This is a genomic window from Streptomyces sp. NPDC039480 (genome assembly GCF_055597165.1).
The window spans coordinates 1,341,641-1,364,738 of record NZ_JBVITX010000001.1; the positions used below are offsets into that span (position 1 = coordinate 1,341,641).

Consider the following 23,098-nt stretch of genomic DNA (forward strand, 5'->3'; position numbering starts at 1 on the left):
GCTCCGGATCATCAGTACACGTTGCCCCTCTTGCTGAAAAGATGACCGACATGAGCGATGCCGTGCGCATCGGATCCCGTGCAGCACCCCGTCCTGACCTCCAAGAGCTGATCGCCCGTGTCGCGTGTGGTGACGAAGAGGCGTTTTCCGGCGTCTATGACGCGGTGATCAGCCCGGTTTTCGGTGTGGTGCGCGCTGTGCTGCGCGATCACGCCCAGTCCGAGGAGGTGGCCCAGGAGGTTCTGGTCGAGGTGTGGCGCACGGCTCCCCGCTATCGGCCGGACCGTGGGACGGCCATGAACTGGGTGCTCACCCTCGCCCATCGGCGCGCCGTGGACCGGGTGCGCTCGGTGGAGGCCTCGACCGCCCGCGAGCAGAAGGCCGCCCTGCTCGAACGGATGCCGGAGTTCGACGAGGTGAGTGAACAGGTCGAGTCACGCTTGGAGCGCGAGCAGGTGAGGCGCTGCCTGCGGGCCCTCACGGAGGTCCAACGGCAGTCCGTGACGCTCGCCTACTATCGCGGGCTGACCTATCGGCAGGTTGCCGAGCTGCTGGCCTTGCCGCTCGGCACGGTCAAGACGCGGCTGCGCGACGGGCTCATCCGGCTGCGCGACTGTCTGGGGGTGAGCGCATGAACAGCGCCGCGGACCTGCACACTCTGACCGGGGCCTACGCGGCCCACGCGCTGGAGGACGAGGAGCGCGAGTCCTTCGAGCGGCACCTGTCGGCCTGTGCGTCGTGTACGCAGGAGGTTCGGGAACTGCAGGCCACCACCGCACGCCTGGGCCTCGCCGCCGCGGCGGTGCCCCGACGCGCGATGAAGGACGAGGTGCTCCACCGGATCACCACGGTCCGGCAGGTGGCGCCGTCCGAGCGGAGCTCCGACAGCCGTACGCCGAAGCGCAGGCCCCGTCGCCTGGCCCAATGGGCGCTGGCCGCCTGTGTCGCCGCGGCGGCCGCGCTGGGCGGCACCGCCGTCTGGCAGTACGGCGAGGTGCAGGAAGCTCGTGACCAGGCGCGGCAGGCGGAGGAGCAGTCACAGGAGTTGGCGGCTCTGCTCGCCGCCCCGGACGCCACGACTCGTACGGCCAAGCTGTCCGATGGTGCCGAGGGTGCGGTCATCGTGGCCAGGAGCCGCGACCGGGCCGCCTTCGTGGCCACCGGCATGGCGAAGCCCCCCGCGGGCAAGGTCTACCAACTGTGGTTCTCCGACGACGGGGTCATGCGCCCCGCGGGTCTCATGGACCCCGCGCGGAGCACCCAGACCGTGTTGATGGAAGGCAGGCTGGACGGAGCGGCGGGCATGGGGATCACCGTGGAGCCGGCAGGCGGCTCCTCCAAGCCCACGACGGCTCCGGTGGCGGTCATGGACTTTCCTGCGTGACTGCGTGACTGCGGACGTCGGTCACTGAGCCGTAGCGCGGGTGACTCCAAGAAATCGAACAAAAGGGGCAATTCGTCTCTCCGGTGGCTCCGGATTACTCATACGACGGGCACGACACAGGCGCAGCCACCCCGGCGCGCCGATCGCATCCCCGCCGTCCTGCCGCCGTCCGGCAGCAGCGCAGTTCCCGGACCTGGTCCCGAGACCTGCAAACAGGTCTCGGGACCTCCATCCAGGAGGAGAAGACCATGCAGACCACACACATCCGCCGAGCCGCTGTGGCGGCCGTCGCCGCTCTCGCTCTGCCTGTCTCCTTGGGGCTGCTCGCCCCGATGGCTCACGCCGACAGCATGACGGAACCCTTTGGGCCTGCCTGTGACAGTGTCCCCAAGGACGGCGCGGGCAGCTTCGACGGCATGGCGATGGACCCTGTCGCCACCGCGGCGTCCCACAATCCGGCCCTGTCCACTCTGGTGACGGCCGTCAAGAAGGCCGGACTCGTCGACACCCTCAACAACGCCAAGGACGTGACGGTCTTCGCGCCCACGAACGACGCATTCGCCAAGATACCCAAGGCGGACCTCGACAAGGTGCTCGCCGACAAGGATCAGCTCACCAAGATCCTCACCTATCACGTGGTGGGGGAGAAGGTCGCTCCCGACCAGCTCGACAAGGGCTCGTTCAAGACTCTGGAGGGCGGCACCCTCAGCACCATGGGGTCGGGCGAGTCGTACGAGGTGAACGACTCCGCGAAGGTCGTGTGCGGCAACGTCAAGACGTCCAACGCCACGGTGTACATCATCGACTCCGTGCTGATGCCGAAGATGTGAGCCGTTCGGTATGGGTCCGGCGGACCGTCGCCGGGCCCGTACCCGTGTCCGTACCCGCAACCGCACCGGCACCCGCACTGCACCGCAGGGCCGAAGGAGTGAAGGACCAATCCGGCGGCAGGCCGGGGACGTATTCCTGAGTATGGACAACGCAACGCGGCCGCCTCGCGGCATCACACGACTGTCACTGAGTGCGCTGAGCGGCCTGCTGGCGGGGTACGCGGCGATCGCGGTCGCCGAACTGGTCTCCGCGGCGGTCCGGCCCGAGGCCGGTCCGGTGATCGCGGTGGGCGGCGCGGCGATCGACCGCACGCCGCCGGGGGTGAAGGACTGGGCGATCCGGGAGTTCGGGACCAACGACAAGTTGATCCTCCAACTCGGGATCCTCGCTGTGCTGAGCGTGCTCGCTCTCGCGCTCGGCATGGTGGCCACGCGCCGCCGACTGACCGGTTCACTCGGCGTGCTGGCCTTCGGAATCGTCGGCGCCGCGGCAGCGGTCGGCCGGCCCGATTCCACGAGCCTCGTCGACGCCCTGCCCTCGGCCGTCGGTGCCCTCGTCGGCTCCGGCCTCCTCTACTGGCTCGCCGGACGCCTCAACACAACCCGGGCCACAGCGTCACGAGGTGTCGGGCAGGCCCCGAAAGCCGACGGGGATCTCGAACCGGCCGGCGGGGACGTCGAGTCGACCGGCGGGGACGTCGAGTCGGCCGACGGGCGTCATCCGGTCGACGTATCGACGCAGCCAGGCTGGGACCGGCGCGGTTTCATCATCGCGGCCACCGCGGCGGCAGCCGCCTCGACCGGCGTGGGGCTCGTGGGCCGGGCCCTGAACGGCTCCCAGGGGAAGAACGCCGTCGCGTCCCGCGCCGAGATCGCGCTTCCCCCGGCCTCGTCGAAAGCCGGCTCCGTTCCGCGTGGTGCGGCCTTGCGGATGGACGGGATCAGCCCGTTCGTGACGCCGAACGACGAGTTCTACCGCGTGGACACCGCCCTGGTCGTACCGAAGGTCGACGCCACAGCGTGGAAACTGCGCATCCACGGCAAGGGCGTGACCCGCGAACTGACGCTGTCCTTCGACGACTTGCTGAAGATGCCGCTCGTCGAGCGGCGCATCACGCTGACCTGTGTATCCAACGAAGTCGGCGGCCCCTACGTCGGAAACGCCCGCTGGATCGGCGTCCGCCTCGCCGACCTGCTCGAGCAGTGCGGGGTCAGGCCCCCTTCGAAAGGCGGCCCCGCCGACCAGTTGGTCGCCCGTTCCGTGGACGGCATGACCATCGGCACCCCGGTCGAGGACGTCATGGACGGCCGCGACGCGATGCTGGCCCTCGGCATGAACGGCGAACCCCTTCCCTTCGAGCACGGGTTCCCCGTCCGCATGCTGGTTCCCGGGCTGTACGGGTACGTCTCCGCCTGCAAGTGGATCCAGGACATCGAGCTCACCACGTTCGACTCCTACGACACCTACTGGGTCGAACGCGACTGGGCCCGACGTGCGCCCATCAAGACCCAGTCCCGCATCGACACGCCCAAGCCCTTCGGCCGTCCGAAGGCCGGCACGGTCATGGTCGCCGGGGTCGCCTGGGCGCAGCACCGCGGTATCGACAAGGTCGAGGTCCGCGTCGACGACGGGCCGTGGGTCAAGGCGCGCCTCGCCGCCGAGGACACGCGCGACACCTGGCGGCAGTGGTCGTACGCCTGGCAGGCCACCAAGGGCAATCACACACTGACCGTCCGGGCCACCGACCGCGCCGGTGATACCCAGACCGCGGAGCGGACCCGCACCATCCCCGACGGCGCCTCGGGCCGGCACTCGGTGGTCGTCACCGTCGACTGAGCGGCCGTCGGGCCCCTCGCGCGCAGAACTCCTGTACGCCGATTTCACTCATTCGTGGAAGCGACCAAGCCGCGCGTCGCGCAGTTCCGGATTCCCTGTGACGAAGGCCGATCGGCCTTTCGGAATCGATGATTGAGGATCCGACATGCAAACCCGAGTCCGCCGTGTTGCCGTTGCCGTCGCCACCGCCGCGATGCTGCCGCTGGCCCTGACCGCCTGCTCCGACAGCGACTCCAAGGACACGGCGTCCGACAACTCCTCGTCCGCCTCCGCCAAGGAGAAGGCCGCCACCGAACCGTCCGACGACATGGCCGGCACGGACGAACCGTTCGGCTCCGCCTGCTCTTCCGTGCCCAAGGACGGGGAGGGCAGCTTCGACGGGATGGCGAAGGACCCCGTCGCCACGGCGGCGTCGAACAACCCCGCCCTGTCCACTCTCGTGACCGCCGTGAAGAAGGCCGGTCTCGTCGACACACTGAACAACGCGAAGAACATCACCGTGTTCGCCCCCACCAACGACGCCTTCGACAAGATCCCGAAGGCGGACCTGGACAAGGTCCTCAGCGACAAGGCCCAGCTCAGCAAGGTCCTCACGTACCACGTGGTCGGCAAGAAGCTCGCCCCCAAGGACCTGGAGAACGGCTCCTTCGAGACGCTGGAGAAGTCCAGCCTCACCACATCCGGCTCCGCCGAGTCGTACAAGGTCAACGACAGCAGCAACGTGGTCTGCGGCAACGTGAAAACCGCCAACGCCAACGTCTACATCGTCGACACGGTGTTGATGCCCAAGAGCTGACCCGACCGCCGCAAGGCCCGCCGACCGGAGCGAGGGGCATGTTCGACAGAGCAGCGTGCCCCTCGAACGCCTGGTCAACTGCCCGACGGGGCTGCCTCACTGTCTGTCATGGCGGTGACCGCGTCGGCGGCTGTCGCATGGATGGTCAGGAGAGAGTCGACGCCGGTGATGGCGAGCATGCGCATCAGGCGGTCGGGGACGTCGGCGAGGCCGAGCGAGCCGCCCGCTGCCCTCGCTGCGTGCCAGATTCCGATGAGCGCGCTGAGGCCGGAGGAGTCGCAGAAGCCGACCTGCGCCAGGTCCAGGACCACGTGAGGCGGACCTTCCTGCATGATCTCCAGGGTCTGGGTGCGCATTGCGGCGGCGGTCTGCATATCGATGTTGCCGATGACCGTCACGATGACGAGGTGCGCATGGGGGTGCTGGGCAGTCAGGTGAAGCGAGTGGGTCACGTCGGTCGTCACTCCTGGCCGAAGTGTTCGGGTGTGGCGGTGGTGTGGGCGGTGGTGGCGACACCGGCCTCGGGCGCCGATGCGGAGTCGGGAACGGACAGGGTCAGCAGGGCCACATCGTCACCGACTCCCTCGGGCAGCGCGTCCAGCAGCGTGACGGTGTCGTCGACCAGGGCGGTGGCGGTCAGGGGGCCGGTGCGCTGGTGGAGGAAGCCGGTCAGGCCGTCCTCACCGAGCATGGCGCCCTTGGCGGTACGGGCTTCGGTCAGCCCGTCGGTGTAGAGGAACAGGCCCTCCCCGGGAGCCAGCGGGAAGGTGCTCTGGGCGAAGTGGGCCTCGGGGAACGCACCGACGAGCATGCCTCCCTTGGGACGTACCGCCTTGACCCATACGGAGTCGCTCTCGTCGGGGCGTACGTGGTAGGCCGAGGGGTGGCCGCCGCTGGCGACGGTCACGGTGAAGCCGCCGTTCTCCTGTGGTGTCAGCAGGCCGACGAGCGCGGTGCAGAAGCGGCTCCCGGCGGCGACATCGCTGAGCAGCACCGTGTTGAGCGTGCTCAGAACGGTGACCGGATCCGGGTCGATCTGCGCGGCGGCGCGCAGGGTGTGCCGGGCCAGTGCGGTGACGGTGGCCGCTTCGGGGCCTTTGCCGCACACGTCGCCGAGGAAGAACGCCCACCGGCCCTCGTCGACGGGGAAGACGTCGTAGAAGTCTCCGCCGACATCGTGGACGGAGGCGGTGCGGTAGTGGCAGGCGAGTTCCAGCCCGGGGACCACGGGAAGCGCCGGAGGCAGCAGAGTGCGCTGCAGCGTGGAGGCGAACGCCGCGATGGCGGCCTTGTCCTTCTCGGCCTGCTCACGCGCCGCGCGTTCCGCCTCGGCACGCGCTCGTTCCATCTCGGCGTGCCGACTCTCGGCCGCCCGCCGCTCCTGCTCGTCGCGGAGGGCGCGCAGCGCCGACAGCCGCAGTTCCATCTCGTCCATGACGATCGCGGCCAGGTCGGACAGGGTGGCGATGTCGTCCTGGGTGATGGAGCGGGGTCTGGTGTCGAGGATGTTGACCGTGCCCAGCCGGTGGCCGTCCGGAGTGGTGATCGGTGCGGCGGCGTAGAAGCGGACACCCATCTCTCCGGCGACCAGCGGATTGTCCGCCGCCACCGGGTCGAGGAGGGTGTCGGGTATCACCAGTGCATCGTCGCGCAGAACCGCTGAGCCGCACAGGCCCGGGTCGCGACCGATCTCCGCGACGCCTTCGAGGCCGTGGGTCGCCTTGAACCAGATGCGGTCGCTGTCGACGATCGTGACGGTGGCCACAGGGACGTCGAAGAGGCGGCCGGCCAGTGCCGCGATCCGGTCGAACGCGCCGTCGGGCGGGGTGTCGAGGATGTCGTAGCGGCGTACCGCCGAGAGACGGGCCGCCTCCACATCCGGGTCGAGGACCAGCTTGGGGCTCCGCCCAAATGCCGGGTCGGCCGCCGAAGCCTGTGAGGTCATCGGCTTTCCTCTCCGTCGATAGCCGCCGCGAGCGGCAGGACCGACGCACCCTAGACCGAACGGAAGCTCGAATGCCAATTTCCGGGAGCCGCCGGGTCGGCTACGGGTCACTGACGGCGCCGCAGGACAGACACCCAGGTGACAGGCGCGTGCGCCCTGTTTGGACAGCCGACGGCGGGGCAGGCGCGAGAGGCGAAGCAGTCGGAGACCAGGTGAGGGTGGGGCGCATGAATACCGTGACGGCCGCGGAACAGACGACGACGCAGACCGAGCAGGACTTGATGGAGCGTTCGTACCTGGACCCGGCGTCGGTGGCGCCGCGGGACGCGAGGGCCATCTCCAAGCGCTTCTTCGACCGGCTCGGCGAGCTGGAGGAGGGCACGCACGAGTACCAGTACGTGCGGAACTGCCTGATCGAGATCAACCTGTCCCTGGTGAAGTACGCGGCGTCACGCTTCAAGCACCGGGGCGTGCAGGAGATGGAGGACATCGTCCAGGTCGGCACCATCGGGCTGATCAAGGCGATCGACCGTTTCGAACTGACCCGTGAGGTGGAGTTCGCCACCTTCGCCGTCCCCTACATCACCGGTGAGATCAAGCGCTTCTTCCGTGACACCAGCTGGGCGGTGCACGTACCGCGCCGTCTGCAGGAAGCGCGCCTCGAACTGTCCAAGGCGACCGAGGAACTGCGCACGCGCCTGGGCCGCACGCCCACCACCGCCGAACTCGCCGAACTGATGCAGCTGGACCCGGCCGAGGTCAGCGAGGCGCAGAAGGCGTCGAACGGCTACGCGTCCGTCTCGCTGGACGCCGCCATCGGCGGGGAGGACAGCGACACCGAGTCGGCCCTGACCGACTTCATCGGTATCGACGAGGACCGCTTCGACCTGATCGACAACTTCCACACCTTGGCCCCGCTGATCGCGGAACTCGACGACCGCGAGCGTCAGATCATTCATCTGCGTTTCGTCGAGGAGCAGACGCAGACCCAGATCGGTGAGGTGCTGGGCTGCTCGCAGATGCACGTCTCCCGCCTCATCACCCGGATCGTCGCGAAGCTCCGCACGGGCCTGAACGCGAACTGATGGGCTGGGTCCACGCCCCGCCGGTGGAGCCGACGGGAGCTTCCGGCGAGCGCTCTCGCGGAGCTGCTCGGCGCGCGTGTGGCGGCGACCTCACAGCACCTTCCCCGGGGACGGCTCAGGTCCGGCGTCGTCCGGTCACCGGGCACTGAGCCGAAGGGCACGAAGGCGGGCCGGCCGCCCGTCTGGCCCCGGCGGCAGCTGATCGACGGCATACGGTTCCGGCTCCGGACTGGTGTGCCGTGGCGGGACGTGCCCGTCGAGTACGGGCCGTGGGGCCGGGTCTACGACCTGTTCCGCCGGTGGCAGCGGAACGGGACCTGGCATCGGATCCTCACCCGGCTCGGTAAACCTGGGATGCTCGCGTGGCGGGTTCACCACCAAGCTCCACCTGGCCGAGGCGGTCGTGCTGGTCGCGGCCATCGGAGAGTGCCTGCGACCAGCACCCTCCCGTCCCTTGACCACCCGGGCTTGCCGACTCAGGCGAGGTGCTTGCCGAAGAACTCGACCAGCTTGGCCGCGGCAGGGGTTACGTACTGGTCGCGGTCGTACAGGTCGACGTGGGTGGCGCCCTTGACGAGGAACAGCTCGGCGTTGCCGGGGCTGTCGGCGACGGCCTTCTCGGAGAATCCGCGGGTCACCGCTTCGGTGCCGGCGATCATGAGCAGCGGGCGAGGCGCGATCTTGGCGACGTCGGCGAAGGAGTCGAACTGGTCGAGGAGGTCCGCACTGCGCACGACCATGTCACCCGTGGAGCGCGGGTGCCTGCCGCGGGGCGTCTTGTAGTAGTCGACGAACTCGGCCGTCGGGGCGGGGGTGTCGGCATCGGCCGTCTCCGGCAGCACGGCGAAGGTCGCCGCGGGCTCGCCGGCGGCTTCGGCGCTGCGGAGGTTCCCGGAGTCTGCCACCATCTGCTGCCAGCCCTCGGGGTCGGCGCCGCGGAAGAAGCTGGGGACGTCGGTCCCGGAAACGCCGGCCACGGCCTTCATCCGGTGGTCGGTCTGGGCGGCGTAGGGCACGTAGGCGCCGGAGCCGCACACGCCCATCACGCCGATGCGGTCGGAATCGATCTCGGGGCGGCTGGTGAGGTAGGAGACCGCCGCGCGGAAGTCCTCGGCGCGCTGGAAGGGGTTCTCCAGGCCCCGGGGCAAGCCCTCGGATTCGCCTTGGAAGGCGGCATCGAAGGTCAGGACGGCGAATCCCTCCTTGACCAGGCGTGTCGCGTACGCCGCCGGTGCCTGCTCCTTGACTCCGGTCGTGGGGTGGCCGACGACGATGGCAGCGAGCGGTCCGTCGACGCCATCGGGGAGGTAGAGGTGGCCGGCGAGCTGCAGGCCGTTGGTCGGGAAGCGGACGTCAGTCCTCATTTTTCGCTCCTGCGGGATCGTGAGGGCCGGCGATCTGCGGGCCTGTATCCACTTTCCGGTCGACAGCCGGGCGCAGGAAGGTCGTGTTGTTTCCTAGGAAGGATCTTTCCCAGGCAGAGCCTTTTCCCCGGTGCCATGCTGGAGGAATGACTGGTTCCGCGCATCTCCGTGAGCTCGGTGAGTTCCTCAGGCACCGCCGTGGCGAGCTCACACCCGCGCAGGTGGGGCTCCCCGAGCACGCGCACACCCAGCGGCGGGTGCGGGGGCTGCGCCGCGAGGAGGTGGCCGAGCTCGCCGCGATCAGCACCGACTACTACGTACGCATCGAGCAGGGCCGACTGGCACCGTCACCGCCGGTGCTCGAATCCCTCGCACGCGAACTACGGCTGGGCCACGACCAGAGAGCGTACGTGGAAGGTCTGGTCACCCAGGCCGCACGGGCCGGACACCGCAAGACGCCGCGTCGGCCCCCTCGCCCCCATGTGCACCCCCACCTGACCCGGCTGCTCGGCCAGCTCACCAGCACACCAGCCATCGTCTTCGGCCCACGGCTCGACATCCTCGCGTGGAACCCACTGGCAGCGGAGCTGCTGTGCGACTTCGCGGCCGCGCCCGAGTCCGAGCGCAACTACATCCGCATGGTCTTCACCGACCCGGTGATGCGCGACGTCTACCCGGATTGGGAGGACGTGGCCCGCACCTGCGTCGAGGTCCTGCGGATGGAAGCCGGAACGAATCCGACGGATCCGGCCCTCACAGCTCTCGTGGGCGAGCTGGCCGTCGCCGATCAGCAATTCCGGGCCTGGTGGGCCGAGCACCGCGTCGCGCACCAGGACTTCGGCAGCAAACGCATTACTCACTCCACCGTCGGCGAACTCACCCTCGACTGGGACACCTTCCGCTACGCCGGTGCCCCAGAACAGCAACTCGTGCTCTGGTCGGCCGAACCCGGCACCTCAGACGCGGAACGACTGGCCGCTCTGGCCCGCGGTGTGGCCCAGAGCCTGTGACCTTCCTGAGCGCCACTGCGACCGAAATGCTCGAGGAGCAGCGGACCGTGACCACTTACGAAACAGGCCCTATGGGGCACCAGGTCGGCCGCTCGTGGCCCAGTCGCTCACCCGGTGACCCACGTCGTCGGCGATCTCAGGACCGACGCCCGGCGATGTCACCCCCGGGGTCATCGGCGAGCATCACCGTGGCGGTCGTGCGCTTGCCGACCACCTCGCGGTGCACCTCGAAGCTGTGGCACACCGCCATCACGATTTCCAGGCCGTGCTGCCCGATCCGGCCCGGATCGGTGGCCCGGGCCACCGGCAGAACCGGCACGCTGTCCCAGACCGACACCGCGACCCGGCCCCCGACCAGCTCGAGATCGAGCATGCACGGGCCGGGGGCGTACTTGCAGGCATTGGTCAGTAGCTCGCTGACCACCAACTGGACCATGCCCATCGCACGCTCGGACACCGGGAACCCGTGAACCGACTGCACATCGGCCAGGAAGGCGCGTGCCAGCTCGCGCCCCTCGGCGATATCGCCACTGTTGCCTTCATACGCCTGCGACGCCTTGACCGGCCCATCGCTCAGCATCCGAGCCACACCTTGGGCAGCCCCATTCATCCGTCCGCCCGCTTCCTACTCGTTGCCATCAGGCCAAGCGCATACCCCGAAATCCGCAACTTACCCGAACCGGACCCCTCTCCTCTCACCGTCAGATGGTGCGGGTCCGCCTGGGAAGCAGCAGCATCAGCGCCCACATCGTGAGCAGTGTGCCGATGACGTACCAGAGGCTGTCGGCGAAGGCGGTGTTCATCGCCGGGCCGTGGGTGTCGGTGCTGATCCGGGTGAAGAGGACCAGCGTGGTCAGTGCGGTGCCCAGAGCAATGCCGAGCTGTGTTCCGGTGTTGAAGAGGCCGGAGGCCGAGCCGGCGTGGCGGTGGGCGACCTTGCCGAGGGTGAGGTCGGCGAGCGGGGCGCCGATCATGCCGAGGCCGAAGCCGACGGCGAGCATCGGGGCGGCGGCAAGCACGGTTCCCATGCCGGTGCCCTCGGTGGTGATGAGGTGGTGGTAGCCGGCCAGGGTGGCGGCGGCGAGCAGGGCGCCGGCCTGTGGCACGGCCCGTCCGTAGCGTGCGACGAGGCTCATGGCGAGCCAGGCGCCGCCCATCTCGCCTAGGGAGGCCGCGACGAAACCGGCAGCTGCCTGGCCCGGGGTGAGGCCGAGGCCGTCCTGCATGAACAGGGCCCAGGAGAGGAAGAAGGCTCCGGACAGCAGGCCGAAGGCCAGCTGTGTGGCGAGCCCGGCGCTGAAGGCACGGCCGGTGAAGAGGGAGAGGACGACCAGGGGCGAGCCGTCCCTGCGCATCTTGGCCCGTTGCTGGACCACGAACCCCGCCAGCACGAGCAGGCCGGTACCGAGGGCCGCGAGGGACCAGGCGGGCCAGCCGTGTTCGCCGCCGACGGTGAGCGGGAGGGTGATCAGCAGCAGGCCGAGTGCGGAGAGGAACATGCCGAGCGGGTCCAGGCGGCGGTGTGCGGTGCGGTCGTGGGACTCGGGAAGGCAGCGCAGGCCGAGGACGACGGCGGCGATGCCGATGGGCAGGTTGATCAGGAAGATGGGGCGCCAGCTCAGGCCGAAAAGGTCGGCCTGGGTCAGGACACCGCCCAGGACCGGGCCGGTGACACTGCCGAGCGACATGACGGTGCCGTACAGGCCGAACGCCTTCGCACGGGAGCCTTCGTCGAAGGTGACGTGCAGGGTGGCCAGGACCTGCGGGACCATCGCCGCGGCCGCGGCGCCCTGGAGGACGCGGGCGGCGATCAGCAGACCCGGGCCCGCCGCGATACCGCACAGCAGGGAAGCGAGAGTGAACACGGCCGTCCCAGCCAGGAAGATTCTTCTGCGGCCGTAGAGGTCACCGAGGCGGCCACCGGTGATCAGGCCGAGGGCGAAGGTCAGGGCGTAGGCGGCGTGGATCCATTGGAGAGCCGCCGTGCCGGCGCCGGTGTCCGCGGCGATGGAGGGCAGGGCGGTGTAGACGACGGAGCCGTCGAGGGCGTTCATCAGCTCCGCGGTCAGGACGACGGCGAGGGTGACGGCACGGGCCCGGCCGGGGGAGGGGGCTCCGGCGCACGGCGGTGGGTTGCCGGTGGTGGTCTGGTCGGTGTCGTGGGACACGGGAGAGGCTCCTGCTTCTGTTGCGTGGTCGGGGATACGGGCAGGCCTGGGCCTGCCGCGTACGCCGACTGCGCACAGGAGGGAGGGGCGGGCCCAGGCCGGGGGCGCCGTCCGTTCCGGGCACGCCGATACGGCACCGCGCGGGTGCTGTGCGTGCCGGAGAGGGGGACGGCTATCGGGCGGCCTGGGCGATACGTCATCACCTCACATCGATGGAGCGATGGATGGAGCAGGAGGGATTCGGGCCTGAGACATACTCAAGCCCTGTGGAGGTCGGCGGCCCTGAGCCTGGCCCGGGACAGGACAGGACAAGACAGGCAGGCAGGGCCACCGACCGTGGTTCAGGCGGTCTTGACCGGCTTGGGGAGCCGGAACATCAGCGCCCACATCACCGCGAGCGCTGCGACGACGTACCAGACGCTGCCCGCGAAGGCATCGGTCACGGTCGTGCCGTGGCTGCCCGCGGGGGCGTGGTTGAAGAACACCAGCGACGCCGTCGCGATACCGAGCGCCGTGCCGAGCTGCATGGCGGTGTTGAACAGTCCCGCCGCGGAGCCTGCGTCCTCGTGGCCGACCTGGCCGAGGGTGAGACCGGCGAGACCCGCGCCGACCATGCCGAACCCGGCGCCGACGAGGATCATCGGGGCGACGGCGGCCACGAAGGGCGTCTCGGTCCCCTGGGCGGCGACCAGCAGCTGGTAGCCGACCAGGGTGAGCGCGATGAGTACCGCCCCGGCCTGCGGTACGCGCCGCATGTGCGCTCCCGCCCACTTGGAGGCGAGCATCGCACCGCCCATGCCGCCGATGGAGATGGCGACAGAGGCCGGAGCGAACTGCCCGGGCGAAAGGCCGAGGCCGGACTGCATGAACAGCACCCACGTCAGCAGGAACACACCGGAGACCAGACCGAAGACCAGCTGCGCGGCGAGCCCGCCGGCGAACGCCTTGCTGTTGAACAGTGAGAGTGCCACCAGGGCGGAGCCGTCCTTGCGGGTCTTCGCCTGCTGCTGAGCCACGAATGCCGCCAGCACCAGAGCGCCCGAGACGAGCATGACGAAGCTCCACGTCGGCCAGTGCTTCTCACCGCCCACGGTGACGCCCACGGTGAGCGGGTAGGCGATCAGCAGGAGCCCCACGGCGGAGAGCAGCATGCCCAGCGGGTCCAGGCGCCTGGCCTGCCGGTCACGGGACTCCGGGATGAACCGGAGAGCGAAGAGCACGGTGGCCAGGCCGATGGGCAGATTGATCAGGAAGATCGCCCGCCAGCCGAGACCTGCGATGTCGGCAGAGGTCAGGACGGCGCCCAGGACCGGGCCGAGGACACCGCCGAGCGACATGATCATGCCGTACATGCCGAACGCCTTGGCCTGCGACTCGCCCTGGAAGGTGACCGCGATGGTGGCCATGACCTGCGGCACCATCGCCGCCGCTCCGGCACCTTGCAGCGCCCGCGCGACGACCAGGAACTCCGGGCCGGTCGCGAGCCCGCACAGCAGCGAAGCCAGCGTGAACAGCACGGTGCCTGCGAGGAAGACCCGCTTGCGCCCGAAGAGGTCACCCAGGCGCCCGCCGGTGATCAGGGCGAGGGCGAAGGTGAGGGTGTAGGCGGCGGGGATCCACTGCACCGCTGCGCTGGACGCGCCGGTGTCCTCCTGGATGGAGGGGAGGGCGGTGTGGACGATCGAACCGTCGAGCGCGTTCATCAGCTCGGCGATCAGCACCACGACCAGGATGATCGTGGCGGCACGGCCGGCCCCCGCGGGGCGTGGATGGCCGTGGGTATGGGTGTCGGTTGACACGAGGAAGGTTCCTGTTCGCGTAAAGAAGGTGTAGGGGGCGGGGGCAGGCCTGAGCATGCCCCGGCACGCCTACAGCGCGACAGGGGGAAGCAGGGTGCAACGAGCCCAGGCCATCAGGGAGCACCGCCGTCGAGGCATGCGTCGGAAGCCCGCCATCGCGGACAACCGGAAAGAGCCTCGGAACGAGCGGCTGCTTACTTGGCCTGGGAGATAGGTCATCACCTCGAAACACAGCGCCGGGCCCCGGAATGGGCACCGACGGACCTGCACAGGCTAAAAGCCCGCCGGACGCCCGTGCAACGCAATATCTCGTCCCAGGGCTGGTGCTGCAGGTCACAGGCCGAGCCAGGGGCGACCGGGGCGAGGGCCGGCCAGTGCCCTAATCGTGTTGACCGGCCCCGGCACGCAGTGCTGGAGTCGGGCGCGTGGACAGCATCCCCGCCAACCGGCGGCTCTGGAACCAGATCAGCAGCGCCTACCAGCACAAGCACGACCCGCACATCGGCGCCGCACCCCGGCTGTGGGGCATGTACTCCATCCCTGACGCGCACCTGAACGCCCTGGGCGACGTGACCGGCAAGCGCGTCCTCGAACTCGGCTGCGGCGCAGGGCAGTGGTCCAGGGCGCTCGCCGCCGAGGGTGCCAGCGTGGTCGGTTTCGACCTGTCCGAGGCCCAACTCGCCGCAGCGGCCCGCGCGATGGGACCGGCCCGCTACCCGCTGGTGCAAGGCGCCGCCGAGCAACTGCCCTTCGTCGCCGACAGCTTCGACCTGGTGTTCTGCGACTTCGGCGGGCTCAGCTGGGCGCCCCCGCACCTGGCCGTCCCGCAGGCCGCACGCGTCCTGGTCCCAGGCGGGCGCCTGGTGTTCAACGTCGCCAGCCCATGGTTCGAAGCGTGCTACGACGAGGCCGCCAGCCGCGTGACCACGACGCTGCGGCAGGACTACTTCGGGCTGAACACCATCGCCGAAGGCGACGGCGCGACCAGCTATCAGCTCACCTACGGTGAGTGGGTCAGGATCCTGCGCGGCGCGGGACTCATCATCGACGACCTCATCGAGCCGCGTCCCGAACGCCGAACACCCAACGGCTACAACGAAACCGACCCACCCGACTGGGCACATCGCTGGCCCGCGGAACTGCTCTGGGTAACCCACAAACCGTAAGTCCCCCCACGCCGAGACGTGAGCGCATATCGCGGACGTATCGAAAAGCGCATACGTCCCCGCAACCTCCCTCCGTGTTCAGTGGCCGCACGGGTCGACGCCTGTCGCCGACTGGTCCGTCGGTCCGTCGACCCGTCGGCCGGGAAAGGAACGTGGGGATGGGATCGGATTCCGTACAAGGTGTTGATCGGCGGCGACTGCTCGGGTGGGGTGGGTTGTCGGCCGTCGGTGTGGTGGCGGCGGGTGCCGGGCCGGCGAGTGCCCGGGCCGGGCTCGCCGCCCCGCCCGGTGCCCCGCACGCCGTCGATAGCGCCGCCGTCCCGCCGGACACTCGGCCCGGCGGGGCCTACGACCGATACGTGGCGAAGCTGGCCGCCGAGGACCGGTTCTCCGGCGTGGTGCTGCTGTCGCACCGGGGCCGGACCGTGCTGTCGCGCAGTTACGGCATGGCCGACAAGGAGAAGGGGATCCGCAACCACGAGGGCGTCGCGTTCAACCTCTCCTCCGCGGGCAAGCCGTTCGGCGCCGTGGCCATCCTGCAGCTGGCGCAGCGCGGCAAGCTGAGACTTTCGGACACGGTGGGCACTCATCTGTCGGGTTTCGCCGAGGAGATCGCCGAAAAGGTGACGATCCATCATCTCCTGTCCGGCACCTCCGGGTTGAACACCCCGGAGGAGGACCTGCAGCGCGTCTTCCGGAGCCGGGAGGAGGTGCGGCAGTTCTACGAGCGGTGGGCGAGGCAGGCGAAACCGGTGAGCGCCCCCGGTACGCCCACCGACCACGCCGGGGCCGAGGTCGCCATCCCCGCGCTGATCGTGGAGGCCGTGACCGGCACGACCTACTGGGACTACGTCGAGGAGCACGTCTTCCGGCGCTGCGGCATGACCGGCACCGCGTTCTACACCCGGCCGCAATGGCTCACCGACCAGCACATCGCGCACTCGTACATGCGGCAGGCCGACGGCAGCCGGGTGGACGCCGTCCGCAACCTGGACAAAGGCAGCCCGGACCCGTACCAACTCGGCAAGAACCCGGGCCGCAACTTCATCGACCCGCCGGGGGACGGCGGCTTCGCGACCGCGCCGGACCTCGTCCGGTTCGCGCACGCGCTGAGCGACGGGACCGTACTGGACCGCCCCTACGCCGAGCTGCTCACCGGCGCCAAGGCACCCCTGCCCCCGCAGGGAGGCGGCCTGGCCCGCCGGACGGCCCCGGCCGACGCGGCGTTCACGGCCTACATGATGCCGGTCAGCCTCGTGGGCGGTCACTGGGTGAACGGTCGCGCAGGCGTCAACCCCGGCACTGTCGCCAGCTGGAACATCTACCCGGACACCGGCGGGGTCGGCGTCGTCCTCGGCAATCAGGACGGCATACCGTTTCCGGAGATCATCGAGCAGGAGATGCGGGCCGTCCTCGGCTGAGGCGGATGCGCGGCTGAGGCGGCGTCCGGGGCTCGATGCGCCCTCCGGACAGGCCGCCTCAGTCGGGTTCCGGCGCGGTGCCTGCCCCGGTGGCACCCGACGACGGTGGGGTTTGCAGGCCTGCGGCGTGTTCGGCGAGGCCCGTCGCCATCGCCTGCATGAAGCGGCGGAGGTACCACTGGAAGGCCCAGCGCATCCTGCCGCGAGCCACGTATGTGCCGTGCCAGTGGATTCTCGTCCCGCCGCCGGGCAGTTCATGCAGTTCGATCGTGGCTTCGTAGTCGGCCATCTGCGGGATGTCCACGCCCTCGTACGAGAAGCGGTGTCCGGGCTCGAGTGCGAGGCGCGTGATGCGTTCCCGGGTGACGACCTTCCCCGTACGGAAGGCGCGGACGGCTCCGACTCCGTCCTGGCCGTCGGGTGAGAGGTCCTGCGACCGGCCGGTGTCCAGTGCGTCGATGCGTGACCACTCGGGCCAGCTCCGCGGGTTGCGCAGCAGCACCCAGATCGCCTCCGGCGGCGCCGTCGATTCGGCCGTGACGTCGTACGAGTGCATGTCGACGCTCCTCACGATGTCTCAAGATTGATCATGTGGGGAGCCTAGGCACGGCGCGGTGCCGGGCCCATACGTGAGATTGCGGGGGAGCGGTCAGGAATTGCGGTGAACGGAGCGGTAGTCCGAGGGGCGCGCTCCGGTCTGCCGGAGGAAGGTGGCCGACAGGGCGCCGGGGCCGGCGAAGCCACACCGCGACGCGATCCGGGCGATCGGCAGGTCGGTGCCGCGCAACAGGCGTTTCGCCTCCTCCACGCGCAGCCGGGTGAGGTATCTGTACGGCGTCGCTCCCGTGGCCGCCTTGAAGACCCGGACGAAGTGGTACACGCTCAGATGCACTTCACCGGCGATCTCGGCCAAGGTGACCGGCTCGGCCAGCCGGTCGCGCATCAACGCGATCGCGGCACCTACACGCACGTCTTCCCGCGAACGCGAACGCGAAGATGAAGGTGAAGGTGAATGCGGGGGTGAGCCCGGATTCCGCGCATGGCGCGTGAGCAGGTGCACGGTCAGGAAGGCCGCCGCGGATTCGGCGTACAGTTCACCGGCCCCCTCGCCCTCGTCGAGCGAGCCGAGTGCGCGGACCGTCTCCTCGATCAGCGGGTCTCCTGCCGCCAAGGACGCGGCCAGGGCCTCGTAGTCCACCGCGCGGCCGCCCAGCTGTGCTGCGGTCGTCTCGACCGTGTCACGCGGAATGTGTACTTGTACGCTCCGCATGGCCTCGGTAGCCCGATAGCGGCGGAGGACGGGCCGGCCCGGGACCCCCATCTCCAGCCGTCCCGGCGCCCACGTGTGGCGCGTCGTCCGGCCGTCACGCCGCGTCTCCATCGCCGCCCGCCCCGCGACCGGCAGCACCAGGTGCAGGTCCGCCGCACCCGGCAGCTCCATGTCCTCGGCCACGGGAACGTGCTCGAACCGCTGGACGAGCAGGGACTGCCAGCCCGCGGTCTCCCAGCTGCAGTACGTCCGCCGGACGTAACGGGCCATGTCGAAACCGACGTACGGCCGGAGATCGAAACGGGCGGAGTCGAACACCATGGCATCGAGGTTACGGCCGAGCGCGCCGACCGGGCGCGGAGATCTCCACCGTGGTGACGACGCGGGTCAGGGAAGGGCGGCGGGGTACGGAGCCGAAGCCGAAGCGGACCGGAGGGCGCACGTCGCATAGCGCGCCCAACCCCTGCCCGTCCCAGGACGCTTCCGCCGCGGTGATCGAGCGCAGGTCCCTGGCGGCGTACCACTCACGGCGCCCCGCCCCCGCGCTGCCACGTGTCCGCACACCGCGCATCAGCACGCGGGCCGGCATGTCGCACAGCGCGGCCCACCTCGGGCTGCCCGCCAGCCGGCTTGGGGCCAGCCGCAGCAGGCGCCCCAGCGTGGTGGACCGGCCGGGCGTGAAGGTGAGCAGCAGCGGGCCCGCCGTCACCTCCCATCGGTCACGCGCGGGGGCGACGGTGACGGGGCAGATGACGACTTCGTCGAACCGGTACGTGGCGGTGACGAACTCCGCCACTTCCTCCGAGGGCGCCAGCAGCAGCCGGTGACCGTCGGCCCGCTCCACCATGACATCGGCGAAGGGCCCCAGCGGGGACAGCGGCCAGTATCCGACGACGATGCGTACGCCGGCGGTCGTGCCCACTCCCGCGATCCATCCGTCGAAGCGCATGCGGCGTGCCGTGCCCATGGATTTCGCCGGTGTCACCGGGCGGCGGTGGGCGCCCCCGGCACCCGCCGGTCCCCGCCGTTGTGGTCCTGCCACAGGCGGTAGACGTCCACGGCGCCGTCGCGCGGCTCATGGCGCATCGGGAGGCGGCGCTCCTGCCACGGCTTGGCGAACTCGTCGTAGAACGTGCTCAGTTCGAAGTATTTGCGGTCGTCGACGTAGTGCGGCTCGTAGGCGTCCCTGGTCGTGATGAAGACGACCTCGTCCGGAGAGCAGTAGTAGAGCGCTCCGAGGCACATCGGGCACGGCTGCGCCAGGACGTAGATCGTGGTGCCCGTCAGATGCTCGGTGCCGAGCCGGGTGCAGGCGTCACGGACGGCCAGCACCTCCGCGTGGGCCGTCGGGTCGTGGGTCTGGGCCACCTGATTGGCGCGTTCGGCGATGATCTCGCCGTTCTTCACGATGACGGTGGCGAAGGGACGGCCGCCGTCCTGAACGTTGCGACGGGCCAGGTCGATGGTGCGTTGTACGTAGTCCACGTCGTGCCTCCGGTGGGTCTCGGTGGGCGGTGTTCGTCGGTGCGCGGCCGGTTCCGGCGCAGCGTGCCGACGTACTCAGTACTGAGTCTGCGTGACCTGGGCGCATAGCGTCCAAGACGCGCTCACCATGCCCGCCATAGGTGGCACCTATGGATGCGTACGCACAGGTGCCACCCACGGAGACGTGCGCACTTCGGCCGACCCCTCAGGCCGCGTGGCGCTTTTCGGGGCGCTGCTCGGAGCTGCGGCGCTTCTGCGGTGCCGTGTCGCGGCGCCCCGTACGTTTCTGTCCGTGAATGAGCCGTAGGTGACCTCGATGGCGGCCGGCCGGCGATGCGGCACGTCCGTTCAACCGGTCCTCGACCCGGTCCATGCCGATCAATAGAAGCCCCATGACCGGCAACAACAAGAGAGCGACAACTAGCATCTGCGGCGACCTCCCCGCGGCGTCCCTTCTCGCCTGCCCCACTCGAACGCCGTCACGGATCCGAAGATGTGAAGGTCCCGCAACGCCGCACCACCGCTAAGCCGCCTCACCGCCCGGCCCTCCCAGGTTTCGTCCGCGTCGGCGCGGACATCAGGTCTCCACTCCATCGACGCGGGAGAGGATCAGAGCGAATGTCCGACGAATTCCAGGTCTCCGGAAACCAGAACAGGCGGATTTCCTCCGTCGGCCTCATCGGCTGCACGGTGGAGGCGAGTGACGGGTCGATCGGGCAAGTCGACCCCGCCTCCGAGGAAGTGGCGCCGGATCATCTCGTCATCGACACCGGCGGGACGCTGCTGAGCAAGAAGGTCCTGCTGCCCCTCTGGGTCATAGCGGACGTCGACGAAGTGAGCCGCACCGTGCATGTGCCCCGCACGAAGGATCACGTGAAGGACGCCCCGCGCTTCGACAGAGACCTCCGCGTCACCGATCCCAGCTACCGGGCCCACATCGACGAGCACTATCTGGACGAGTCCGTGGACTGAGCGACGGCCGCCGAAGTACGCCTTTTTGACAGTTCCGTTGATGTTCTGTTAAAAGCTCACGCTGTTCCGGACCTTGCAGAATCCCGGGTGTCGGCACGAGAGTTCATGCCGCGGCGGGCCCCACGCCCGGCGCCGGGCAGGAACTCATCCATCGGTGAATACACCCCCACTGTCTTCCGGTATTTCCCGAGAGTTCCTGCCTGCCATCCGGAAGGAATCGGTGTGCCCGCATCCCGTACATCTCGTAGATACAGATTCACTGCCGTGGCCGCTCTGCTCTCGGCGTCCGTGGTCATGGCGACCCAGGTCACGGCAGAGGCGCAGGTGCAAGCACAGGCACAGGCAAAGCCTCAGGCACCGCACAACGCACCCACCGCCCACTATCAGCCGGAGATGGTGCGGGCACTGGCCGCCTCACTCGGTGTGAGCGAGGCAGCCGCGACAGACCGGCTCGACCGGCAGCGAATACAGCAGGACAAACTCGCCAAGCTGAAGAAGAACGGGATATCCGAGGACGGCGCTTTCTTCGACGCCTCCGGCAATCTGACCGTCAACGCCGACGACCGCGCCGGTGTCGCCGCCATCGAGAAGGCCGGTCTCGACGCACGGGTGCCCGTCCGCGGGCAGGAGAAGCTCGACGAGATCAAGGCTCGGCTGGACGCCGCGGCCGTTCGGCACACCCCCGCCGGAATCACCGACTGGTCCGTGGACCTGGCCGCCGACAAGGTCACCGTCAAGGTCAACAGCGACCGTGGAGCCCCCGCCAAGGCGTTCCTGGCCAAGGCCGCGATGTACGGCTCCGCCGTCCGGATCGTGCGGGGCGGGGAGCGGCTCGCGCCGCAGGCCGCGATCGCCCCCGGCAGCAAGATGACGATCAACGACACGTCCGGCTGGTGCTCCGTCGGCTACGGCGCCCGCGACCGGTCCGGCAAGCAGTACCTCGTCACCGCCGGGCACTGCGTGGCCGACCTGCCCACCCTGCGCTACGGCGGCGTCGCCTTCGCCAAGGGCACCGCCACCCGCTTCGCGGTCGGCACCCGCAGCGTCGACATGGGCGTCGCCTCCATCAATTCCGGCCACTCCATCACGACCAGGGTCGGCACCTGGGGCCAAGCCTCCGACGTGGCCGTCAGCGGCAGTCGCCGTGCCGCGTCCGGCGCCACGATCTGCAAGTCCGGCGCGACCACCGGATGGACGTGCGGCGCGATCGGTTCCTACAACGTCTCCGTCACCTACGTCGACCAGAACGGCGGCCCCGACACGGTCGTCACGGGTCTCGCCACCTCCAGTGTCTGCACCGAGGGCGGCGACAGCGGCGGCGCGTACATCTCCGGCAACCAGGCCCAGGGCATGACCTCCGGCGGTCCGCTCCGCCAGGAGTGCACCGGCGGCGTCAACTCGCGTGGTTCCTCCTACTTTCAGCCACTCGACGACGCCCTCTCGTACTACGGGCTGACCCTCAACACCAACTGACCGGCCTTCCAGGGCAGACCAGGGGCCGACCACCGGATAAGGTGGGCGGCCCCTGGTCGCCTATGTGGCCTGAAACCGCCGTTGAGCCACGCCTTCATCGGAGCGAGGGACCACCGACCCAAGAACCGATGGTGCCTCCCGCCCGCTGAAAGACGCCATGCCGAACACCCCCCACGCCGAAGGGCCCGACACGACGTTCGCGACCGTGTTCCGGCAGGCCCTGCGACAGCGCGGCCTGCCGCTGGAACGCATACGCGACCACCTGCGGGCCCAGCAGATCACCGTCAGCCTCGCCACCCTCAGCCACTGGCAGCGCGGGCGCAGCCAGCCGGAGAGAGCCCAGTCCCTGCTCGCCGTCGACGCGCTGGAGCCGCTGCTCAACCTGCCCACCGGCACCCTGCGTTCGCTCCTGGGACCGCACCGGCCGCGCGGCGGCCCCCCGCCCCACGACCCGGCCGCCGCCCGCAAGGTCCTCGGCGAGAACTCAGACGTGGAACAGGCCCTCGGTGACGCGTTCCCGCACTTCAACGAGGGGCTGCGGGCCCTGACCATCCACGAGACCGTGAACCTGGACGAGCACCGCTCCATCCACGAGACGTCGCTCGTCACCGCGGTGCAGGCCGTCCGGGGCGGCGTCCGGCATCTGACCGTCGTCCACTTCCTCGACTCCCCGAAGGCGGGAACGGTCGACCTCACCGTTCCCGGCGGTACGCCGCCGCGCATCCGTTTCATGCCGGAGCTGGGCTGTGTGGCGGCCGACATCCCCCTCGGACGCCAGCTGGCCCGCACCGAGACAGCGGTGGTCGCCTATACGCTCCGGTCCGCGTCGGACGTCTCCCACCAGCACGAGCGCCGCGTCACCACACCGCTGCGCACATATCTGCTGCACGTCCGCTTCCATCCCCGGGCGGTGCCCGCCAGCTGCTGGAGCTACTACCGCGAACAGATCGGCGCCGAGCCCCGGCACCGCCACCGCTCGACTCTCGACGCCTTCCACACGGCCCACCTGCTGCCGGCGCACTGCTCGCCGGGTGTCTATGGAATCGAGTGGAAGTGGCCGGATTGAGATCGTACAAACGTTCACTCGTTCGCT

General features: G+C 69.5%; 22 protein-coding genes and 1 pseudogene. 13 read left to right on the forward strand and 10 right to left on the reverse strand.

Annotation, left to right across the window (positions count from 1 at the left end; translation table 11 throughout):
- The first annotated feature begins 50 nt into the window (after positions 1-50).
- The 5 genes from ACZ56E_RS05385 (at position 51) to ACZ56E_RS05405 (ending at position 4,847) form a co-directional block, all read left to right on the forward strand.
- The gene (locus ACZ56E_RS05385) at positions 51-635 is read left to right on the forward strand and encodes a sigma-70 family RNA polymerase sigma factor (RefSeq protein WP_471211565.1); all 585 of its coding nucleotides are present in this window, start codon (positions 51-53) and stop codon (positions 633-635) included.
- Positions 632-1,384 carry an anti-sigma factor gene (locus tag ACZ56E_RS05390; protein WP_471211246.1) on the forward strand — a complete coding sequence of 251 codons (753 nt, stop codon included), beginning with the start codon at positions 632-634 and terminating at the stop codon, positions 1,382-1,384. The genes ACZ56E_RS05385 and ACZ56E_RS05390 overlap by 4 nt, the downstream gene beginning before the upstream one ends.
- A 248-nt stretch (positions 1,385-1,632) precedes the next feature.
- Complete coding sequence (locus ACZ56E_RS05395) at positions 1,633-2,214, forward strand: fasciclin domain-containing protein (protein WP_471211249.1); 582 nt, start codon at positions 1,633-1,635, stop codon at positions 2,212-2,214.
- Positions 2,215-2,356: 142 nt separating this feature from the next.
- A complete protein-coding gene (locus ACZ56E_RS05400; protein ID WP_471211251.1) occupies positions 2,357-4,051 on the forward strand; it encodes a sulfite oxidase in 1,695 nt (564 codons plus the stop codon).
- Between the two features lie 145 nt (positions 4,052-4,196).
- Positions 4,197-4,847: a fasciclin domain-containing protein gene (locus tag ACZ56E_RS05405; RefSeq protein ID WP_468611174.1), complete on the forward strand. Its 651-nt coding sequence runs from the start codon at positions 4,197-4,199 to the stop codon at positions 4,845-4,847.
- Between the two features lie 74 nt (positions 4,848-4,921).
- Here the strand turns inward: ACZ56E_RS05405 and ACZ56E_RS05410 are convergent, their stop codons facing one another.
- A complete protein-coding gene (locus ACZ56E_RS05410; protein WP_471211252.1) occupies positions 4,922-5,299 on the reverse strand; it encodes an STAS domain-containing protein in 378 nt (125 codons plus the stop codon).
- A gap of 8 nt (positions 5,300-5,307) precedes the next feature.
- Positions 5,308-6,792 (reverse strand): PP2C family protein-serine/threonine phosphatase, encoded by a 1,485-nt coding sequence (locus ACZ56E_RS05415; RefSeq protein WP_471211254.1) that lies wholly within the window; start codon positions 6,790-6,792, stop codon positions 5,308-5,310.
- 227 nt (positions 6,793-7,019) lie between these two features.
- On the opposite strand from ACZ56E_RS05415, the gene ACZ56E_RS05420 reads away from it, so the two are divergent.
- Together ACZ56E_RS05420 and ACZ56E_RS05425 are read left to right on the forward strand one after the other, a co-directional pair.
- A complete protein-coding gene (locus ACZ56E_RS05420) occupies positions 7,020-7,877 on the forward strand; it encodes a SigB/SigF/SigG family RNA polymerase sigma factor (RefSeq protein WP_471211257.1) in 858 nt (285 codons plus the stop codon).
- Between the two features lie 150 nt (positions 7,878-8,027).
- Positions 8,028-8,219: pseudogene (locus ACZ56E_RS05425) on the forward strand (transposase); the annotation flags it as partial.
- A 134-nt stretch (positions 8,220-8,353) separates the two neighbouring features.
- Here the strand turns inward: ACZ56E_RS05425 and ACZ56E_RS05430 are convergent.
- Positions 8,354-9,241, reverse strand: coding sequence for an alpha/beta hydrolase (locus ACZ56E_RS05430; RefSeq protein ID WP_471211258.1), 888 nt, complete (start codon positions 9,239-9,241; stop codon positions 8,354-8,356).
- A gap of 146 nt (positions 9,242-9,387) precedes the next feature.
- Here ACZ56E_RS05430 and ACZ56E_RS05435 point away from each other — a divergent pair, with 146 nt between their 5' ends.
- On the forward strand, positions 9,388-10,251 hold the full coding sequence (locus ACZ56E_RS05435) for a helix-turn-helix domain-containing protein (protein ID WP_471211261.1): 864 nt from the start codon (positions 9,388-9,390) through the stop codon (positions 10,249-10,251).
- A gap of 136 nt (positions 10,252-10,387) precedes the next feature.
- On the opposite strand, the gene ACZ56E_RS05440 is transcribed toward ACZ56E_RS05435, so the two are convergent.
- From ACZ56E_RS05440 to ACZ56E_RS05450, 3 genes are all read right to left on the reverse strand, one after another.
- Positions 10,388-10,861, reverse strand: a complete 474-nt coding sequence (locus ACZ56E_RS05440) for an ATP-binding protein (RefSeq protein WP_471211263.1) — start codon at positions 10,859-10,861, stop codon at positions 10,388-10,390.
- Positions 10,862-10,952: 91 nt separating this feature from the next.
- Positions 10,953-12,419 carry an MFS transporter gene (locus tag ACZ56E_RS05445; protein WP_471211265.1) on the reverse strand — a complete coding sequence of 489 codons (1,467 nt, stop codon included), beginning with the start codon at positions 12,417-12,419 and terminating at the stop codon, positions 10,953-10,955.
- A 341-nt stretch (positions 12,420-12,760) separates the two neighbouring features.
- Positions 12,761-14,218, reverse strand: a complete 1,458-nt coding sequence (locus ACZ56E_RS05450) for an MFS transporter (RefSeq protein WP_471211268.1) — start codon at positions 14,216-14,218, stop codon at positions 12,761-12,763.
- A 425-nt stretch (positions 14,219-14,643) separates the two neighbouring features.
- Between ACZ56E_RS05450 and ACZ56E_RS05455 the strand changes: the two genes are divergently transcribed.
- Both ACZ56E_RS05455 and ACZ56E_RS05460 read left to right on the forward strand, forming a co-directional pair.
- Positions 14,644-15,384: a class I SAM-dependent methyltransferase gene (locus ACZ56E_RS05455; RefSeq protein WP_471211270.1), complete on the forward strand. Its 741-nt coding sequence runs from the start codon at positions 14,644-14,646 to the stop codon at positions 15,382-15,384.
- Between the two features lie 158 nt (positions 15,385-15,542).
- Positions 15,543-16,805 (forward strand): serine hydrolase domain-containing protein, encoded by a 1,263-nt coding sequence (locus tag ACZ56E_RS05460; protein ID WP_471211272.1) that lies wholly within the window; start codon positions 15,543-15,545, stop codon positions 16,803-16,805.
- Positions 16,806-16,863: 58 nt separating this feature from the next.
- Here ACZ56E_RS05460 and ACZ56E_RS05465 read toward each other — a convergent pair whose 3' ends face one another.
- From ACZ56E_RS05465 to ACZ56E_RS05480, 4 genes are all read right to left on the reverse strand, one after another.
- Positions 16,864-17,361: an SRPBCC family protein gene (locus ACZ56E_RS05465; RefSeq protein ID WP_471211273.1), complete on the reverse strand. Its 498-nt coding sequence runs from the start codon at positions 17,359-17,361 to the stop codon at positions 16,864-16,866.
- Between the two features lie 93 nt (positions 17,362-17,454).
- Complete coding sequence (locus ACZ56E_RS05470; protein WP_471211276.1) at positions 17,455-18,396, reverse strand: helix-turn-helix domain-containing protein; 942 nt, start codon at positions 18,394-18,396, stop codon at positions 17,455-17,457.
- Between the two features lie 10 nt (positions 18,397-18,406).
- Positions 18,407-19,024: a hypothetical protein gene (locus ACZ56E_RS05475; protein ID WP_471211278.1), complete on the reverse strand. Its 618-nt coding sequence runs from the start codon at positions 19,022-19,024 to the stop codon at positions 18,407-18,409.
- A gap of 32 nt (positions 19,025-19,056) precedes the next feature.
- Positions 19,057-19,560: a nucleoside deaminase gene (locus ACZ56E_RS05480; protein ID WP_471211280.1), complete on the reverse strand. Its 504-nt coding sequence runs from the start codon at positions 19,558-19,560 to the stop codon at positions 19,057-19,059.
- Between the two features lie 618 nt (positions 19,561-20,178).
- On the opposite strand from ACZ56E_RS05480, the gene ACZ56E_RS05485 reads away from it, so the two are divergent.
- The 3 genes from ACZ56E_RS05485 to ACZ56E_RS05495 all read left to right on the forward strand — a co-directional run bounded on the left by ACZ56E_RS05485 (position 20,179) and on the right by ACZ56E_RS05495 (position 23,071).
- Positions 20,179-20,532, forward strand: a complete 354-nt coding sequence (locus ACZ56E_RS05485; protein WP_471211283.1) for a PRC-barrel domain-containing protein — start codon at positions 20,179-20,181, stop codon at positions 20,530-20,532.
- Between the two features lie 294 nt (positions 20,533-20,826).
- Positions 20,827-22,005 carry a S1 family peptidase gene (locus ACZ56E_RS05490; protein ID WP_471211567.1) on the forward strand — a complete coding sequence of 393 codons (1,179 nt, stop codon included), beginning with the start codon at positions 20,827-20,829 and terminating at the stop codon, positions 22,003-22,005.
- Between the two features lie 157 nt (positions 22,006-22,162).
- On the forward strand, positions 22,163-23,071 hold the full coding sequence (locus tag ACZ56E_RS05495; protein ID WP_471211285.1) for a hypothetical protein: 909 nt from the start codon (positions 22,163-22,165) through the stop codon (positions 23,069-23,071).
- Positions 23,072-23,098: the final 27 nt, after the last annotated feature.

Coding starts and splice junctions, on each gene's coding strand:
- ACZ56E_RS05385 (WP_471211565.1), top strand. CDS start 51: ATGAGCGATGCCGTGCGCATCGGATCCCGTGCAGCACCCCGTCCTGAC.
- ACZ56E_RS05390 (WP_471211246.1), top strand. CDS start 632: ATGAACAGCGCCGCGGACCTGCACACTCTGACCGGGGCCTACGCGGCC.
- ACZ56E_RS05395 (WP_471211249.1), top strand. CDS start 1,633: ATGCAGACCACACACATCCGCCGAGCCGCTGTGGCGGCCGTCGCCGCT.
- ACZ56E_RS05400 (WP_471211251.1), top strand. CDS start 2,357: ATGGACAACGCAACGCGGCCGCCTCGCGGCATCACACGACTGTCACTG.
- ACZ56E_RS05405 (WP_468611174.1), top strand. CDS start 4,197: ATGCAAACCCGAGTCCGCCGTGTTGCCGTTGCCGTCGCCACCGCCGCG.
- ACZ56E_RS05415 (WP_471211254.1), bottom strand. CDS start 6,792: ATGACCTCACAGGCTTCGGCGGCCGACCCGGCATTTGGGCGGAGCCCC.
- ACZ56E_RS05420 (WP_471211257.1), top strand. CDS start 7,020: ATGAATACCGTGACGGCCGCGGAACAGACGACGACGCAGACCGAGCAG.
- ACZ56E_RS05430 (WP_471211258.1), bottom strand. CDS start 9,241: ATGAGGACTGACGTCCGCTTCCCGACCAACGGCCTGCAGCTCGCCGGC.
- ACZ56E_RS05435 (WP_471211261.1), top strand. CDS start 9,388: ATGACTGGTTCCGCGCATCTCCGTGAGCTCGGTGAGTTCCTCAGGCAC.
- ACZ56E_RS05440 (WP_471211263.1), bottom strand. CDS start 10,861: ATGAATGGGGCTGCCCAAGGTGTGGCTCGGATGCTGAGCGATGGGCCG.
- ACZ56E_RS05460 (WP_471211272.1), top strand. CDS start 15,543: ATGGGATCGGATTCCGTACAAGGTGTTGATCGGCGGCGACTGCTCGGG.
- ACZ56E_RS05465 (WP_471211273.1), bottom strand. CDS start 17,361: ATGCACTCGTACGACGTCACGGCCGAATCGACGGCGCCGCCGGAGGCG.
- ACZ56E_RS05470 (WP_471211276.1), bottom strand. CDS start 18,396: ATGGTGTTCGACTCCGCCCGTTTCGATCTCCGGCCGTACGTCGGTTTC.
- ACZ56E_RS05475 (WP_471211278.1), bottom strand. CDS start 19,024: ATGCGCTTCGACGGATGGATCGCGGGAGTGGGCACGACCGCCGGCGTA.
- ACZ56E_RS05485 (WP_471211283.1), top strand. CDS start 20,179: ATGTCCGACGAATTCCAGGTCTCCGGAAACCAGAACAGGCGGATTTCC.
- ACZ56E_RS05490 (WP_471211567.1), top strand. CDS start 20,827: ATGGCGACCCAGGTCACGGCAGAGGCGCAGGTGCAAGCACAGGCACAG.
- ACZ56E_RS05495 (WP_471211285.1), top strand. CDS start 22,163: ATGCCGAACACCCCCCACGCCGAAGGGCCCGACACGACGTTCGCGACC.